Here is a 14,845-nt window from a genome sequence, read left to right as displayed (position 1 = left end):
AGCCCTCAGCCTTTTGCAATGAGCCTTGAGTTGCGCTCATTGCGAAAGGCCAGTTGCTCGATGGTCTGGGTGGCATGTTCGGCCTCTTCCCGCGCTTGCAGGATGATGCCGTGCTGCTCGGATTTGCTGCATACCGGGTCGGCATTGCTGGCGTCACCGGTGAGCATGAAGGCCTGGCAACGGCAGCCGCCGAAGTCCTTTTCTTTTTCGTCGCATGAACGGCATGGCTCAGGCATCCAGTCGTAGCCACGAAAGCGATTGAAGCCAAACGAGTCGTACCAGATGTGCTGCATGCTGTGGTCGCGCACATTGGGAAACTGCACTGGCATCTGCCTCGCGCCGTGGCAGGGCAGGGCGGTGCCGTCGGGTGTGACTGTCAGGAAGATGCTGCCCCAGCCGTTCATGCAGGCTTTGGGGCGCTCTTCGTAATAGTCCGGTGTGACGAAGATCAGCTTGCACGGGTGGCCTTCGGCTTCCAGTTTGGCGCGGTATTCATTGGTGATACGTTCGGCGCGCACCAACTGCTCGCGGGTGGGCAGCAGGCCCACGCGATTGAGCTGTGCCCAACCGTAGAACTGGCAGGTGGCGAGCTCGACGAAATCCGCTTCCAGCGCAATGCACAGTTCGATGATGCGGTCGATCTTGTCGATATTGTGCCGATGGGTGACGAAGTTCAGCACCATCGGGTAGCCGTGGGCTTTCACCGCACGAGCCATTTCCAGTTTTTGCGCAAAGGCTTTTTTCGAGCCGGCCAGAAGGTTATTCACCTGCTCGTCACTGGCCTGGAAGCTGATCTGGATATGGTCCAGCCCGGCTTTCTTGAAGTCGCTGATTTTTTGTTCGGTGAGGCCGATGCCAGAGGTGATCAGGTTGGTGTAGAAACCCAGCTTGCGAGCCTCGCCGATCAGTTCGGCCAGGTCCTGGCGCACCAGCGGCTCACCGCCGGAAAACCCCAGCTGCGCCGCGCCCATTTCACGGGCTTCGCGAAATACCTTGATCCATTGTTCGGTGCTCAGCTCTTTGCCCTGCTCTGCGAAATCCAGCGGGTTGGAGCAATACGGGCACTGCAACGGGCAGCGATAGGTCAGCTCGGCCAGCAGCCACAGCGGCAGGCCGATGGCTGGCTTTTCAGGCAAGGGTGATCCAGTGCTCAGCACGGGCGACCTCCATGAATTGCTCGATGTCGTCACCCAGCTCCGGGACGCCGGGGAATTGCTTGTCCAGCTCGGCAATGATGGTGGCCACATCACGCTCGCCGTCGATCAGGCCACCGATCAATGCGGCGCTGTCGTTGAGCTTGATCATGCCTTCGGGGTAGAGCAATACGTGGCCTTTTTGCGCAGGCTCGTACTGGAAGCGGTAGCCCGGGCGCCAGTTCGGGATGTTGCTGCGATCAAAGCTCATAGGGTGATTCCTTTATGCCATACCCGCTGCTCGGTCACGCTGTGATAGGGCGGGCGTTTGAGTTCGTAGGCCATGCTCATCGCGTCCAGCATGCTCCAGAGGATGTCCAGCTTGAACTGGAGAATTTCCAGCATGCGCTCCTGCCCCTCGCGGGTGGTGTAGTGCTGCAAGGTGATCGCCAAGCCGTGTTCCACATCGCGACGGGCCTGGCCCAGGCGTGTGCGGAAGTATTCGTAGCCGGCCGGGTCGATCCACGGATAATGCTGCGGCCAACTGTCGAGGCGCGACTGGTGGATTTGCGGCGCGAACAGCTCAGTCAGCGAGCTGCTGGCGGCCTCTTGCCAGCTGGCGCGGCGGGCGAAGTTGACATAGGCGTCCACGGCGAAGCGCACGCCGGGCAGCACCAACTCCTGGGAGCGCAGTTGGTCGGGGTCCAGGCCCACAGCCTGGCCCAGGCGCAGCCAGGCTTCGATACCGCCGTCTTCACCGGGCGCGCCGTCGTGGTCGAGCAGGCGCTGGATCCATTCGCGACGGATTTCACGGTCTGGGCAGTTGGCCAGAATCGCCGCATCTTTCAGCGGAATATTCACCTGATAGTAGAAGCGATTGGCGACCCAGCCCTGGATCTGCTCACGGCTGGCGCGGCCTTCGTACATCGCCACATGATAGGGGTGATGGATATGGTAGAAGGCGCCCTTGGCGCGCAGGGCGGCTTCGAACTCAGCCTTGCTCAACGGTGTGTCGGTCATCTCGAACGCTCCTACAATTCAATGCTCATGCCGTCGTAAGCGACTTCGACATTGCGCCGCACCAGCTCCGCTCGCTCGGGAGAGTCTTCATCGAGGATCGGGTTGGTGTTGTTGATGTGGATAAGCACCTTGCGCTGCTTGGGCAGTTGCTCCAGTACCTCAAGCATGCCGCCGGGGCCGTTCTGTGCCAGGTGGCCCATCTCGCGCCCGGTACGGGTGCCGACGCCACGGCGCTGCATTTCGTCGTCGTCCCACATCGTGCCGTCGACCAGCAGGCAGTCACTGCTGGCCATGATGTCCAGCAACGGTGCGTCGACCTTGCCCAGGCCCGGGGCGTAGAACAATTTGCCGCCGGTGCGCAGGTCCTCGACGATCAGGCCGATGTTGTCACCAGGGTGCGGGTCGAAGCGGTGCGGCGAATAGGGTGGTGCGGCGCTGCGCAACGGCAGCGGGGTGAAGCGCAGGTTGGGGCACGCCGGGATGGTGAAGCTGGCGTCCAGCTCGATGCGGTTCCAGGCCAGGCCACCGTTCCAGTGGGTCAGCATGGTGAACAACGGGAAACCGGTGCTCAGGTCTTCGTGGACCATGTCGGTGCACCACACCTGGTGCGGGCAGCCTTCGCGCAGGCTCAGCAGGCCAGTGGTGTGGTCGATCTGGCTGTCCATCAGGATGATTGCGCTGATGCCGGTATCACGCAGGGCGCGGCCCGGTTGCATGGGCGCAAAGCCCTGGAGTTGCGCGCGGATATCCGGCGAGGCATTGCAGAGCACCCAATTCACGCCATCGTCGGAGATCGCGATGGACGACTGGGTACGCGCCTGGGCCCGCAGGCTGCCATCGCGAAAACCTGCGCAGTTCACGCAGTTGCAGTTCCACTGCGGGAAGCCACCGCCGGCGGCGGAACCTAGAATCTGGACAAACATGATCGCTCCATCAAGCACAGCTCAAAACAAAAACGCCCCGGGCGAACCGAGGCGTTGTATTACTCAGCCAATCAACGGCTGGCGAAGTACATGGTGACTTCGAAACCAATACGCAGATCAGTGTAAGCAGGTTTGGACCAGGTCATATTCTTACTCCTATCAAGGGATGGGACGTTCACTACCAAGTAATACATATAGTCCACCTCCCATTGGAGATGTTCAGATATTGCTGCGCAATGTTACGCAATTTTATTCAAGTTAGCGCTGTCTCGGTGGAGAAAGCCTGTTGCAGGGTTGGCAATGATCACGGCGCCGCTTGCCAGTCGTCGTTGATACGCGGCCCGTTGGCCACGCATTGCCAGCCGCCTGCGGCGTCATTGAGTTGTTGCGCGGCGCGCTGCACATCCTCGCGTGTGCACGCTTGGATCAACTGTTGAAGCTGATCCAGATAACCCGACGAATGACCTGCCAGGTGCGCATGCCAGAGCAAGTCGGCAGCTTCTTTGATGGGCAGCGTCTGGGCCGAGAACTGCTGCGCGAGGGCTTGGTTACCGACATCCGGGCTGCGCTCGATCAACGACGGCAGTTGCCCCAGGAAAGCCTGCAGCTGTTGAACGATGCCGTCCAGTGAGGTGCTGGGCGATTGCACTCCAAACAGCAGGCCGGTTTGGCCGTTGATTTGTCGGATGCCGCTGAACACGGCGTAGCCGATTTGCAATTCGACTCTCAAACGCTGGTAGAACGGCCCCTGTAGCACGTGCCCGAGCAACCGCCAGTTGGCTTCATCGGCGAGGGATTGAGTCGGTGTTGGGCAAAATAACAGTAGCGCTGCTTCGCTGGGTTCGGTGCTGACTTCTTGCCAGCGCTTTTGTCCGTCAAGGGCCTGAGGAGTGAAAGGCATAGTTGCCGGTTGCCCAGGCAGCCGGGCCGCTGCGGCTTTGACCGCGGCTTCACAGGCGGGGGGCAGGCCTGCGCCCAGCCCCTGCCAGCGCGCGGCAGCCCATGATGCTGTCGTCTCTTGAGGCTGGGGCTGAACACCCGCACAGCAAGCGGGCAACGCCTTGAGCAGTTCCCGGATGGCGATCATCGGCACGGGAGCGGTAGGTGGCAAAGGTTCATCCGAGTCGCTCAGACACCGCGCCAATGCTTCGAGCACCGCCGGCATGGGCTCGTGGAGGCCGTGCATCTTCACTTGCCAGTCAGTGGCGATCGTTTCGCAAGACAATTCGACGCCCGCCTGCCGTGCCTGTTCGCGCAACGGCCGCAACATGCTTTCCAGCCCGGTGGGTACCGCCGAGCCAAACCGCCAGTGCAGGTACAGCGCGCCTTCGCCAGTGTCATCCGCCAACGCCTGGCTGAAGGTCAACGCCGACCGCTCCCGTCGGCCCCGTGTGCGATCCTGGGCAAAGGTACGCAAGCCACGATGGGCGCTGGTTTGGCCGCGAATCAGGCCAGCGCGTTCTTCCTTGGCGGGCGCACGAAGCAAGGGGTTATTGGGCGGCAGTTGCCAAGGGTGCCGGGAGGCGGGCAGGTGCAGTGAATCGAGCATGGCCTTGAGGGCTGCGGTGCCTTGTTCCGACAGGTCTCGGGCATCGTTGCGCGCCAACGCCAGCGCGCCTTGGACCTGTTGCTGGCGAGCATTGAGCAAGGCGAACTCTTCGCGCAACGCTGTCCAGTCGCTGTGTGCGAAGAAACTCAGCCAGTCGTGCAGCAACTCTTCGATCGGCGTGGCCGATTCGCGCTCGCTGGCGAGGGTGAAGTCGATATCCAGCACGGCTTGATCCGCGAATTGGTACAGCACGGACGCCTGCAGCGCGGTGGCCAGTCGTTGTGCTTGCAGTTCAGCGAGCAACCCGCCGGGGGCCGAGGCGTTGAGCCAGGAGCAGAGAAACGCCAGCGCTTCGCGTGGGGCGTTACAGGTAATGACCTGATGCAAGTGTTGGCCGGCGACGTGTTGATAGCGGCGTGCCGGGCCATGCATCAAGGCCGGTGGAGCGGCCTGCGGGTGCAATGGCCCGGGCGTCAGTTGGTCACTGAACTGCTGGGCCAAGGCCTGCAGGTCTGCCAGCGATTGTGGGCCGGCAAGGCTCAAGGTCATCTGCCCGCTTTGATAAAAGTGCGTGTGGAACGCTCGCAAGGCTTGCTGAAAGGCATCACTTTCCACTGGCAGGCTGCCGCGGTTGCCAGCATGAAAGCCTCGCAGTGGATGATCCGCCGCCAAGCCTTGCAGCACTGCCACTTGTTGTTGGGCCTTGGCATCCTGGGACCAGGCGACGAACTCCGCGTCGAGCACTTCGCGCTCACGCTGTTGATCGTCGAGGCTCAGGCGTGGGTGAGTCAGCATATCCGCCAACCGCACCAGTCCGCCTGCAAAAACCGGCACCGGCAGTTCAAAAAAGAATTCGGTGATGCGCTCACAGGTGCTGGCGTTGACCTGCCCACCGTGGCGCTGCACGTAGGCCATCAGCCCTTCTTCGGCTGGAAAACGCTCGGTACCGAGAAACAACAAGTGCTCCAGAAAATGCGCCAGCCCAGGCCAAGCCAATGGCACGTCATGGCTGCCGGCAGCCACCTGTAAAACGGCGGCGCAACGCTTCAAGCGCGGCGCATGGCGCAGGCAAACCCGCAGGCCATTGGCGAGGGTCAGGTGAACGGGATGAGGGTGAACCGGCGCAGGCATGGGCACTTCCGAGGCGTAGGAAGTGCCTATGCTAGCAAACCCATTGAGTCAGGGCTTGTGCAGTGCGCCGTAGAGTTCGGCACGACGGTCTTGCAGGTAGTGGTTGGCGGCGCGGGCGTCGACAATAGATTGGCGATCCAGGGTGCCGACGATCAAGGCTTCATCCAGGCCGGCCTGGGCAATTCGCTGGCCGTCCGGCGCGGCAATGCTGCTTTGCCCGCAGTAGTGAATCTCGCCTTCGTGCCCGCAGTAGTTGGCATAGGCCACGAAACATTGGTTTTCAAAGGCTCGCGCACGCACGGTGACGTCGGCAACAAAGTCGAACGGCACCATATTGGCGGTGGGCACCAGAATCAGTTCGGCACCGGCGAGGGCCAGGCGCCGGGTGTTTTCCGGAAACTCCAGGTCGTAGCAAATCAGCATGCCCACCTTCCAACCGTTCAATTCCACCACCGGGAAATCATCGGGGCCGGCGCTGAACATTGAGCGGTCAAGATCGCCAAACAAGTGGGTCTTGCGGTAGTTGCATAGGCGCTTGCCCTGGGCGTCGATCAACTGCACGGCGTTGTAGACCTGGCCGTCTTCGGCCCGTTCCGGGTAGCCATACAGGATCGCCAGCCCGGCACTTTGCGCCAGTTCGGCAATCGCCTGCGCCGATGGCCCATCCTGTGCCTCGGCCAGTGCGCCAACGGCTTCGGCGCCAATGTTATAGCCGCTGAGGAACATCTCTGGCAGCACCAGCACATCGGCGCCGTGTGCCTCATGGGCCAGTTGGTGCAGGCGCTGCAGGTTAGCGGCCACATCCAGCGGCAGCGGCGGGCATTGGTACAGGGCGACACGCATGCTCAACTCCTTATTCTGCCAGGGCGATTGGCCCTATTTCATCGAACACGTCGCCTGGGCCTGGGTTCTCCGGGTGGGTGCTGCCACCGAAGTGGTTCATGATGCCCCAGACCGCGTTGAGCGAGGTTTGTACCGCGCCTTCGACCCAGGCGGGCGTCCACGATACATCATCACCCGCGATGAAGATCCCGCGTTGTTCGGCAGGCATATCCTTCTGCATGAAGTGCGCATACATCCGCTGGTTATAGCGATAGTGACCGGGCAAGGCGCCTTTGAAGGCCCCGAGGAAATGCGGATCGGCCTCCCAGGACACAGTGATCGGGTCGCCGATGATGCGCGCCTTGATGTCGACCTTGGGGTAGATCTTCTTCAGTGCATCGAGGGCCAGTTTCACCCGCTTGTCGATAGGCTGGGGCAGCATCTTCAGTGCGTCGCTCATCCACGAGTATGACAGGCAGATCACCCCCGGCTTGTCGTCACCGTTATCGAACAGGTAGGTGCCACGGGTCAGGCGGTCGGTGAGGGTCATGCTCATCAGGTCGCGCCCGGTTTGCGGGTCTTTGTCTTTCCAGAATGGGCGATCAACCATCACGAAGGTTTTCGATGACTGCATGTAGCGCGTGCGGTCCAGGGCCATCCACATTTTTTGTGAGAACAGGGTTTCGTCGCATTCGATCTGTGTGGTCAGCAGCCAACTTTGGCAGGTGGTTAGCACCGCCGCGTATTCGCGGGTGTCGCCATAGTTGTCGGTAACGGCAAAGCGGCCACCGGCTGCGTGGGCAATGCGCTTCACGCCGGCCCGCGGTGCGCCTCTATGCAGCGAGCTCAGACTGGTGCCGGCCGGCCAGTGGGCGCAGCGTTCCGGCACATGGCGCCAGATGCCCATGGGCACTTGTGCCACGCCACCGACGATCAGGTGTTGATGATCATCACAGTTAGTCATCACCACACGGAAGATTTCCAGCATGGAGTTGGGGAAGTCAGAGTCCCAGCCGCCGGTGCCGAAACCGACCTGGCCAAACACCTCGCGGTGGTGGAACGACAGCTTGGCGAAGGCCTTGGAGGTGGCGACGAAGTCGTAGAAGGTACGGTCATCCCACAGCGGCACGAGCTTGTTCCACAGTTCCTTGAGCCGCGGCACGTCGCGGTCGCGGATTGCCTGTTGGATATCGCCGAACTGCGAACCGGCCTCCAAGGCGTCGGCCCAGGCATCGGCGACTTCCTGGAACAGTGCAGGTAAATCGGAGAGTTTTTGCGCGTAGTGAGTCTGGCCTTCCAGATCGATCACGGTGCTGCCGGACGCCGGAGTCAGCGGGTTGGGAAAGGGCTTGGTCTCCAGTCCCAGTTTGTCCACGTAATGGTAGAACGCCGTGGACGACACCGGGAACCGCATACCGCCCAGCTCGGCGATGATGCCTTCGGCGCCTTCAAAGGCCTGCGAGCGCAAGCGGCCACCCATCTTCGAGGCTTCATACACCACGGGCTTGAGCCCGAGCTTCATCAGCTCGTAGGCCGCAACCAGGCCCGCGATCCCGGCGCCGACGATCGCCACTTCGGCGCCGTGATTAGCCGCAGGAATACTGCCCAGCCCGGCGGGGTGTTCGATCCAGTCATCAAAGGCAAACGGGAAATCCGGGCCGAAGATGGTGATCGGTTTCTTGCCGTCGACCGGGTGGCGATTGGGCTTGCTGAGGGTACTGGACGGAATGCTCATGGCTGACCTTACTGACGGCTCGGCGGGAGGAGGGCCCGTTGAGTATAGGAAAAGATGGCAGCCAGTTTAGGGAGCGTTGCGCTCGTTAATAAGACGCAATGTGTCGTCGGATTGCACTAGTTTTAGTCAATATGACGAATGGGTTGGTCAGACTGGTTGCCCGCGATCCAGTTTATTACTGAGGATGATCGAGGTGGTGGTTTTCTCGACGCCGTCGACACTGCCGATCTGGTCCAGCAATTGGTCCAGTTGCTCCGGCGAATCGGTGCGCAGCCAAGCCACGTAATCGAACTCCCCACTCACCGCGCACAACTGCTGCACTTGCGCCATGGCGCTCAGCCTGCGCAACACCTCTTTGCCCGAGCGTGGTTGCACGGTAATACCCACATAAGCCTGCAAGCCCCCATCTGCAACGCGTTGGCCCAGGCGCACGCCGTAACCCGTGATGACCTGGGTTTTCTCCAGGCGGGCCAGACGCGACGTGACGGTGGTGCGCGCGATGCCCAACTGCCTGGCGAGCATGGCCACGCTTTCTCGGGCGTTGAGTTGCAGGGCGGCGATCAGTTGGCGGTCGATTTCGTCTAGGGTGGGCAAGGATGGCTCCAGTGCAGGGGCAGTGAGCAGGCATGTTACAGGCTTGGCCCTGCGGACAAAATGATTCAGCCAGATACGCAAAAGCCGCGCAATGCGCGGCTTTGAGTATGGTGGGCCCAGTAGGACTCGAACCTACGACCAAGGGATTATGAGTCCCCTGCTCTAACCAACTGAGCTATAGGCCCTCAGTAGGTCGCGGATTATAACGATGGTTTCTTCACTGTGCCATCCGAAAAATCCTTGTGCCGTGTACGAAGGAAGCTGGCGGCAAAAAGTCCAGGCGGCAGGGGCAGGCTGACGATGTAGCCTTGCATCTGTTCACACCCCTCGCTTGCGAGAAATGCTTGTTGCGCCGAGGTTTCCACGCCTTCGGCGATGATGGTGAATTGCATGCTGTGGCCAAGGGCGATGATGGCGCGCACGATGGCGGCGTCGTGGGGGTCGTCGGGCAAGCCGCGGACGAAAGATTGATCGATCTTGAGAAAATCCAGGGGCAGGCGCTTGAGGTAGCTGAGGGACGAGTAGCCGGTGCCGAAATCATCGATCGCCAGCTGGACGCCCAGGCGCTTGAGTTGGTGCAACACGGCCAGTGCTTCTTCGGCTTGGCTCATGATGAAGTTTTCGGTGATCTCCAGCTGCAGGCAGCCGGGTTCGAGGCGGTAATCGCGCAGCAGTTGTTCGATGCGTGACAGCAGGTTGGGGTGACGCAGTTGCGCGCCTGCGAGGTTGACCGACAGGGGGCCGAAATCCTCGAAAGCCGCTTGCCAGGCGTGCAGCTGCCGGCAGGCCTGTTCCAGTACCCAGTCGCCGATTTGCAGGATCATGCCGTTCTCTTCGGCCAGGGCGATGAAGTGCTCGGGCGGGACCTCGCCCAAGGTCGGGTGGTGCCAGCGGATCAAGGCTTCGGCGCCGATCAGTTGTTGGGTGACCAGGCTGCGTTTGGGTTGGTAATACAGGCTCAATTCTTCACGTTCAATGGCGCGGCGCAGTTCGTGCTCCAGCGCTACGCGTTCATTGGCCTGGGCGGTCAGGTCGCGGGTATAGCGCTCGACTCGGTTACGCCCCTTGGCTTTGGAGCGATACATCGCGGCGTCGGCATTTTTGACCAGGGTGGCGACGTCGGTACCGTCTTGCGGATACAGGCTGGTGCCGATACTGGCGCTGATAAAGAACTCATGCTCGCCGGCCTGGAATGGCGGGGTAAAACAGTCGAGCAGTTTGTTCGCCAAGTGCTGGGCGTCGCTGGCCTGTTGCAAGCCGGGCAGCAGGATGATGAATTCGTCGCCGCCCAAGCGAGCAACGGTGTCCACGTCCCGCAATTGTTCCTTGAGGCGCACGGCGATGTCTTTGAGCAGCAGGTCGCCGACCGGGTGGCCGAGGCTGTCATTGATGTGTTTGAAGCGATCGAGGTCGAGAAACAGCACCGCGCCCTGTTTGCCACTTTCCTGCTGGCCGTTGAGGGCGGCCTGCAATCGGTTTTCAAACAGGGTGCGGTTGGGCAGGCCGGTCAGTGGGTCGTGGTGGGCCTGATAATCCAGGCGTGCCTGGGCCAGCTTGAGGCTGGAGATGTCGGCGAACACGGCAACGAAGTGCGTGACCAATTGCTCGCCGTTACGCACAGCGCTGATGGTCAACCAACTCGGATACACCTCGCCGTTCTTGCGGCGGTTGGAGATCTCTCCTTGCCAGTGGCCGTGGCTCGTCAACTGGTGCCACATGGCCGCATAGAACGCGCTGTCATGCAGGCCGGAGGCAAGCAGGCGCGGGGTATGGCCAAGGGCTTCAACCTCGCTGTAGCCGGTTATCTCAGTGAAGGCGCGATTGACGGCGCTGATGTTCTGCCGTGTGTCGGTGATCAAGACGCCTTCAGCGGTACTTTCGAACACCGTAGCGGCCTGCTGCAGTTTTTCCTGCATCAACTGGCGTTCGGTGATGTCCCGGGCGATGGTCAGCATGCAGTCTTCGTCGCCAATCGGCAGTGGGCGGCTGGACACTTCGCACAGGCGAATCTGGCCGTCGGCACGACGGATATGGCAAATGAAATCCCGGACAAAACCGTCGCGCTGCATCAATTCCAGCATGTGCTTGCGTTCGTTGAGATCGACCCAGATGCCCAGGTCCAGGGCTGATTGGTCGAGTGAAGAGGCGCTGGTGAAACCGGTAAGGTGGCTGAAACCCTCGTTCACTTCAATCAACAGGCCATCACTCTGACGGCTCAGCAGCAAACCATCGGGGGAGGCATGAAAGGCTTTGGCAAACTTTTCTTCGGAGGTTTGCAGCTGCTGTTGGGTTTCCTTGAGCTGGGTGATATCTCGTACCACCACCACCAGGGCTTCGGTGGTGTCGAGTAGGAACGGTTCGGCCGAGATCAGCCCGGTAAAGGCCTGGCCATTGCTGCGCAGAAAAGGCATTTCCAGGTTGCGGATGCTGGTGGTCTGTACCCGTTGCAGCAAATCCGGGCCGCCCCCTTGAATGCCCCATATATTCAGGTCGGTGGCGGTTTTGCCCACCACCTCGTCGGCGCGCAGCCCAATCTGGTCCTCGAATGCCTTGTTGACCTCCAGCAGGCAGCCATCAGACAACCGGGCAATCACCAGGATGTCCGGGCACTGCTGAAACACCGAGGCAAATTTCTGCTCGGACAGTTGCAGGGCTTCTTCGGTGCGCTTGGCTTCGCTGATGTCGATCATCAGGCCGCGCAGCACTGGCTCGTGGCCGTGTTCGATCAGGCTGACAATGTCACGTACCCACAGGCAGCGGCCATCAGCGGTGATGACCCGGTAATCAATACTGTGATCACGGTTGGCACGGGTTTCCCGATAGCAATAGGCCTCGGCGCGGGTCAGGTCGGCGGGGTGGATGATGTTGCGCCAGAAGCCTGGAATCAGCCAATGGGCGCGGGGATAGCCGAGCAGGTCTTCGGCATGGGGCGACACATAGCTGTAGGTGAAATCGCTGATGCTTGCTTCCCAGGCGATGGCGGACAAGCTCTCCACCAAGCCGCGATAGTGGTACTCGCTGCTACGCAGTTCTTGCTCAAGGGCGACCCGGCGGGAAATTTCCGAGCTGAGCCGGCGATTGATCCGAATGACGATCGCCAGCACCGTACTCAGCAGCAGCACCGCTGGCAGGCCGTACGTGAGCAGGTCAGCCCAGAAGGTGCGGTGATCGGTGAAGGTGCCGACCCAGTGTTGCTGGATCGCATCAGTTTCGGCTGAACTGAGATCGGCGAGGACTTTGTCCAGGATGCCCACCAGGATTTTCTCCTCCCGCGGTACGCCCATCGCCAGTTGGTAGCGGTAGGGTGTCTCGCCGCTGACGTATAGGCCGTCGAGCTTGAGTTGGCGCAGGCTCCAGACGCTGGAGGCAAGGTCGCCGACTACGGCATCCACTTCGTCGGTGGCCAGGGCTTGCAGCGTCGAACTGACGTTGGGCATCGCCACGAGATTCAGGTCCGGATGGTGGGTGCGCAGCAATTCATGGGGGGCGTAGTTTTCCACTACGGCAATTTTCAGCCCGTACAAATCCTTGAGGTTGCGTGGTTTCGCGCCGCCTTCATGGGCCAGGATGACGATGGGGAAGTCGAGATAGGGGCGTGTGAAGGCCAGGAAGTTTTGGCGTTCGGGGGTGGACATGATGCCAGGCAGCAGGTCGAGCTGATTATTGCGGGCTTGTTCAAGCACCGCGGTCCAGTTAACCGGTTCGATCAGTTTGATTCGCACACCCAGGCGGTCCTGGAGCAGGCGTACGTAATCGGCTGCCAAGCCCTGATATCGGCCATTTTCATCGCGATATTCAAAAGGTGGCCAAGACGCATCCACGCCTAGGCGCAGCTCCTGATGGTCCGCCAACCAGCTACGCTCATCATCCGTAAGAGTCAACGCGCCAGCCGTTGCGGTCCAGGTCAGCAGCGACAGCAGTATCACGGTCGGCAATCTGGGCATAACGGTCTCGTTATGGCACGGGGAATGTCTCGAGTGTAGACGGGCATTGCGAGGGCGGGTGGTGCGGGGCAGTTAATCTGTGCAAAGCAATCGGTAGGAAGCAAAACCCCCGGCCTGGGCCGGGGGTTCTGGTATCACTCGTCGAGGAAGGAGCGCAGATGCTCGCTTCGCGTCGGGTGGCGCAACTTGCGCAGCGCCTTGGCTTCGATCTGACGGATCCGCTCACGGGTCACGTCAAACTGCTTACCGACTTCCTCAAGGGTGTGGTCGGTATTCATGTCGATGCCGAAACGCATGCGCAGTACCTTGGCTTCACGGGCAGTGAGGCCGGACAGTACGTCGCGAGTCGCTTCTTTCAAGCTCTCAACAGTGGCGACATCGATTGGCGACTGCATGGTCGAGTCTTCGATGAAGTCACCCAGGTGGGAGTCTTCGTCATCACCAATCGGCGTTTCCATGGAGATCGGCTCTTTAGCGATCTTCAATACCTTGCGGATTTTATCCTCAGGCATTTCCATGCGTTCGCCCAGCTCTTCCGGGGTCGGTTCGCGACCCATTTCCTGCAACATCTGCCGGGAAATGCGGTTGAGCTTGTTGATGGTCTCGATCATGTGCACCGGAATACGGATGGTGCGGGCCTGGTCGGCGATCGAGCGAGTGATCGCCTGACGGATCCACCAGGTGGCATAAGTCGAGAACTTGTAGCCGCGACGGTATTCGAACTTGTCCACCGCCTTCATCAAGCCGATGTTGCCTTCCTGGATCAGATCAAGGAATTGCAGGCCACGGTTGGTGTACTTCTTGGCGATGGAGATCACCAGACGCAAGTTCGCTTCAACCATCTCTTTCTTCGCGCGGCGGGCCTTGGCCTCACCGATCGACATGCGACGGTTGATGTCTTTGATTTCTGCAATCGTCAGGCCGGTTTCGGTCTCAAGCGCGGTCAGCTTCTGCTGGCAACGGATGATATCGGGCTGCAGGCGACCGATGGCTTCGGCGTATTTCGCCTTGCCCTTGGCCAGTGCGTCGCTCCAGCTTTCGTCAACTTCGTTGCCCGGGAACTGGCGCAGGAAATCGGTACGCGGCATGCGCGCATCACGCACACAGAGCTGCATGATCGCACGCTCTTGGGCACGCAGACGCTCAAGGGCACTGCGAACACGCTCAACCAGGCCTTCGAATTGCTTGGGCACCAGCTTGATCGGCATGAACAGCTCAGCCAGGGCCACCAGCTCGGCAATCGCCTGCTTGTTGCCACGACCGTGCTTCTTCAGGGCCTTGCGGGTGATTTCCATTTGATCGGAAACCGCACCGAAGCGCTGGGCAGCGATGACCGGGTCTGGACCGCTTTCGGCTTCTTCTTCTTCGTCACTGCTTTCAGCATCGTCGTCGTCGGTGTCGTCGTCCGCTTTCGCGGCCTTGGCATCGACAGGCGGCGGTACTTCGGCGGCAGGCGGCGCAATGCCGTCGTCCGGGTCGATATAACCGCTCAGGACGTCGGACAGGCGGCCACCTTCGGTGGTGACGCGGGTGTACTCGGAGAGAATGTGGTCAACCGTGCCAGGGAAGTGCGCAATAGCGCCCATCACTTCGCGGATACCCTCTTCGATACGCTTGGCGATTTCGATCTCGCCTTCGCGTGTCAGCAGCTCGACGGTACCCATTTCGCGCATATACATGCGCACAGGGTCTGTCGTGCGGCCGATATCGGTCTCTACTGCAGCCAGCGCGGCAGCAGCTTCCTCAGCGGCGGCCTCGTCGGTATCAGCGTCGGCCAGCATAAGGGAATCCTTATCTGGTGCGACTTCGAATACGTTGATCCCCATGTCGTTAATCATGCGGATGATGTCTTCCACCTGCTCAGGATCTGAAATATCCTCAGGCAGGTGGTCGTTGACCTCCGCGTAAGTCAGGTAACCCTGCTCACGACCAAGAAGTATCAACTCTTTGATACGAGACTGCTGTTGCGCTTTTCCGGACATAACACCCTATCC

The 14,845-nt window shown here is 60.6% G+C and carries 11 protein-coding genes and 1 tRNA gene; all 12 read right to left on the bottom strand.

Going from position 1 to position 14,845, the window contains the following annotated elements; genetic code table 11:
• Positions 1-5: 5 nt before the first annotated feature.
• The 12 genes from pqqE to rpoD all read right to left on the bottom strand — a co-directional run bounded on the left by pqqE (position 6) and on the right by rpoD (position 14,833).
• Positions 6-1,136, bottom strand: a complete 1,131-nt coding sequence (gene pqqE / locus BUE92_RS19735) for a pyrroloquinoline quinone biosynthesis protein PqqE (protein ID WP_052200001.1) — start codon at positions 1,134-1,136, stop codon at positions 6-8.
• Positions 1,129-1,404 (bottom strand): pyrroloquinoline quinone biosynthesis peptide chaperone PqqD, encoded by a 276-nt coding sequence (gene pqqD, locus BUE92_RS19730; RefSeq protein WP_073525829.1) that lies wholly within the window; start codon positions 1,402-1,404, stop codon positions 1,129-1,131. Before pqqD ends, pqqE begins: the two co-directional genes overlap by 8 nt.
• Positions 1,401-2,153, bottom strand: a complete 753-nt coding sequence (gene pqqC, locus BUE92_RS19725) for a pyrroloquinoline-quinone synthase PqqC (RefSeq protein ID WP_003194770.1) — start codon at positions 2,151-2,153, stop codon at positions 1,401-1,403. Before pqqC ends, pqqD begins: the two co-directional genes overlap by 4 nt.
• An 11-nt stretch (positions 2,154-2,164) precedes the next feature.
• Positions 2,165-3,076 (bottom strand): pyrroloquinoline quinone biosynthesis protein PqqB, encoded by a 912-nt coding sequence (gene pqqB, locus BUE92_RS19720; RefSeq protein ID WP_073525828.1) that lies wholly within the window; start codon positions 3,074-3,076, stop codon positions 2,165-2,167.
• A gap of 71 nt (positions 3,077-3,147) precedes the next feature.
• Positions 3,148-3,222: a pyrroloquinoline quinone precursor peptide PqqA gene (gene pqqA, locus BUE92_RS19715; RefSeq protein ID WP_003194766.1), complete on the bottom strand. Its 75-nt coding sequence runs from the start codon at positions 3,220-3,222 to the stop codon at positions 3,148-3,150.
• 158 nt (positions 3,223-3,380) lie between these two features.
• The gene (gene pqqF, locus BUE92_RS19710) at positions 3,381-5,756 is read right to left on the bottom strand and encodes a pyrroloquinoline quinone biosynthesis protein PqqF (protein ID WP_073525827.1); all 2,376 of its coding nucleotides are present in this window, start codon (positions 5,754-5,756) and stop codon (positions 3,381-3,383) included.
• Positions 5,757-5,804: 48 nt separating this feature from the next.
• A complete protein-coding gene (locus tag BUE92_RS19705; RefSeq protein ID WP_073525826.1) occupies positions 5,805-6,599 on the bottom strand; it encodes a carbon-nitrogen hydrolase family protein in 795 nt (264 codons plus the stop codon).
• 10 nt (positions 6,600-6,609) lie between these two features.
• Positions 6,610-8,313 (bottom strand): flavin monoamine oxidase family protein, encoded by a 1,704-nt coding sequence (locus BUE92_RS19700; RefSeq protein ID WP_073525825.1) that lies wholly within the window; start codon positions 8,311-8,313, stop codon positions 6,610-6,612.
• 147 nt (positions 8,314-8,460) lie between these two features.
• Positions 8,461-8,907 (bottom strand): Lrp/AsnC family transcriptional regulator, encoded by a 447-nt coding sequence (locus tag BUE92_RS19695; RefSeq protein WP_073525824.1) that lies wholly within the window; start codon positions 8,905-8,907, stop codon positions 8,461-8,463.
• A gap of 108 nt (positions 8,908-9,015) precedes the next feature.
• A tRNA-Ile gene (locus BUE92_RS19690) sits at positions 9,016-9,092 on the bottom strand.
• A gap of 15 nt (positions 9,093-9,107) precedes the next feature.
• Positions 9,108-12,851 carry a bifunctional diguanylate cyclase/phosphodiesterase gene (locus BUE92_RS19685; protein ID WP_073525823.1) on the bottom strand — a complete coding sequence of 1,248 codons (3,744 nt, stop codon included), beginning with the start codon at positions 12,849-12,851 and terminating at the stop codon, positions 9,108-9,110.
• A gap of 134 nt (positions 12,852-12,985) precedes the next feature.
• On the bottom strand, positions 12,986-14,833 hold the full coding sequence (gene rpoD, locus BUE92_RS19680) for an RNA polymerase sigma factor RpoD (protein ID WP_073525822.1): 1,848 nt from the start codon (positions 14,831-14,833) through the stop codon (positions 12,986-12,988).
• Positions 14,834-14,845 lie beyond the last annotated feature (12 nt).

The sequence above is a fragment of the Pseudomonas fluorescens genome (assembly GCF_001902145.1).
Taxonomy (GTDB): Bacteria; Pseudomonadota; Gammaproteobacteria; order Pseudomonadales; family Pseudomonadaceae; genus Aquipseudomonas; species Aquipseudomonas fluorescens_BV.
Note: the sequence above shows the minus strand (reverse complement) of the source record. Positions and strands in the feature narration are given on the sequence as shown.

Bases quoted from the DNA above. Each gene is read 5' to 3' on its own strand.
- BUE92_RS19700 (WP_073525825.1), bottom strand. From the start codon at position 8,313: ATGAGCATTCCGTCCAGTACCCTCAGCAAGCCCAATCGCCACCCGGTC.
- pqqB (WP_073525828.1), bottom strand. From the start codon at position 3,076: ATGTTTGTCCAGATTCTAGGTTCCGCCGCCGGCGGTGGCTTCCCGCAG.
- rpoD (WP_073525822.1), bottom strand. From the start codon at position 14,833: ATGTCCGGAAAAGCGCAACAGCAGTCTCGTATCAAAGAGTTGATACTT.
- pqqC (WP_003194770.1), bottom strand. From the start codon at position 2,153: ATGACCGACACACCGTTGAGCAAGGCTGAGTTCGAAGCCGCCCTGCGC.
- BUE92_RS19685 (WP_073525823.1), bottom strand. From the start codon at position 12,851: ATGCCCAGATTGCCGACCGTGATACTGCTGTCGCTGCTGACCTGGACC.
- pqqD (WP_073525829.1), bottom strand. From the start codon at position 1,404: ATGAGCTTTGATCGCAGCAACATCCCGAACTGGCGCCCGGGCTACCGC.
- BUE92_RS19705 (WP_073525826.1), bottom strand. From the start codon at position 6,599: ATGCGTGTCGCCCTGTACCAATGCCCGCCGCTGCCGCTGGATGTGGCC.
- pqqF (WP_073525827.1), bottom strand. From the start codon at position 5,756: ATGCCTGCGCCGGTTCACCCTCATCCCGTTCACCTGACCCTCGCCAAT.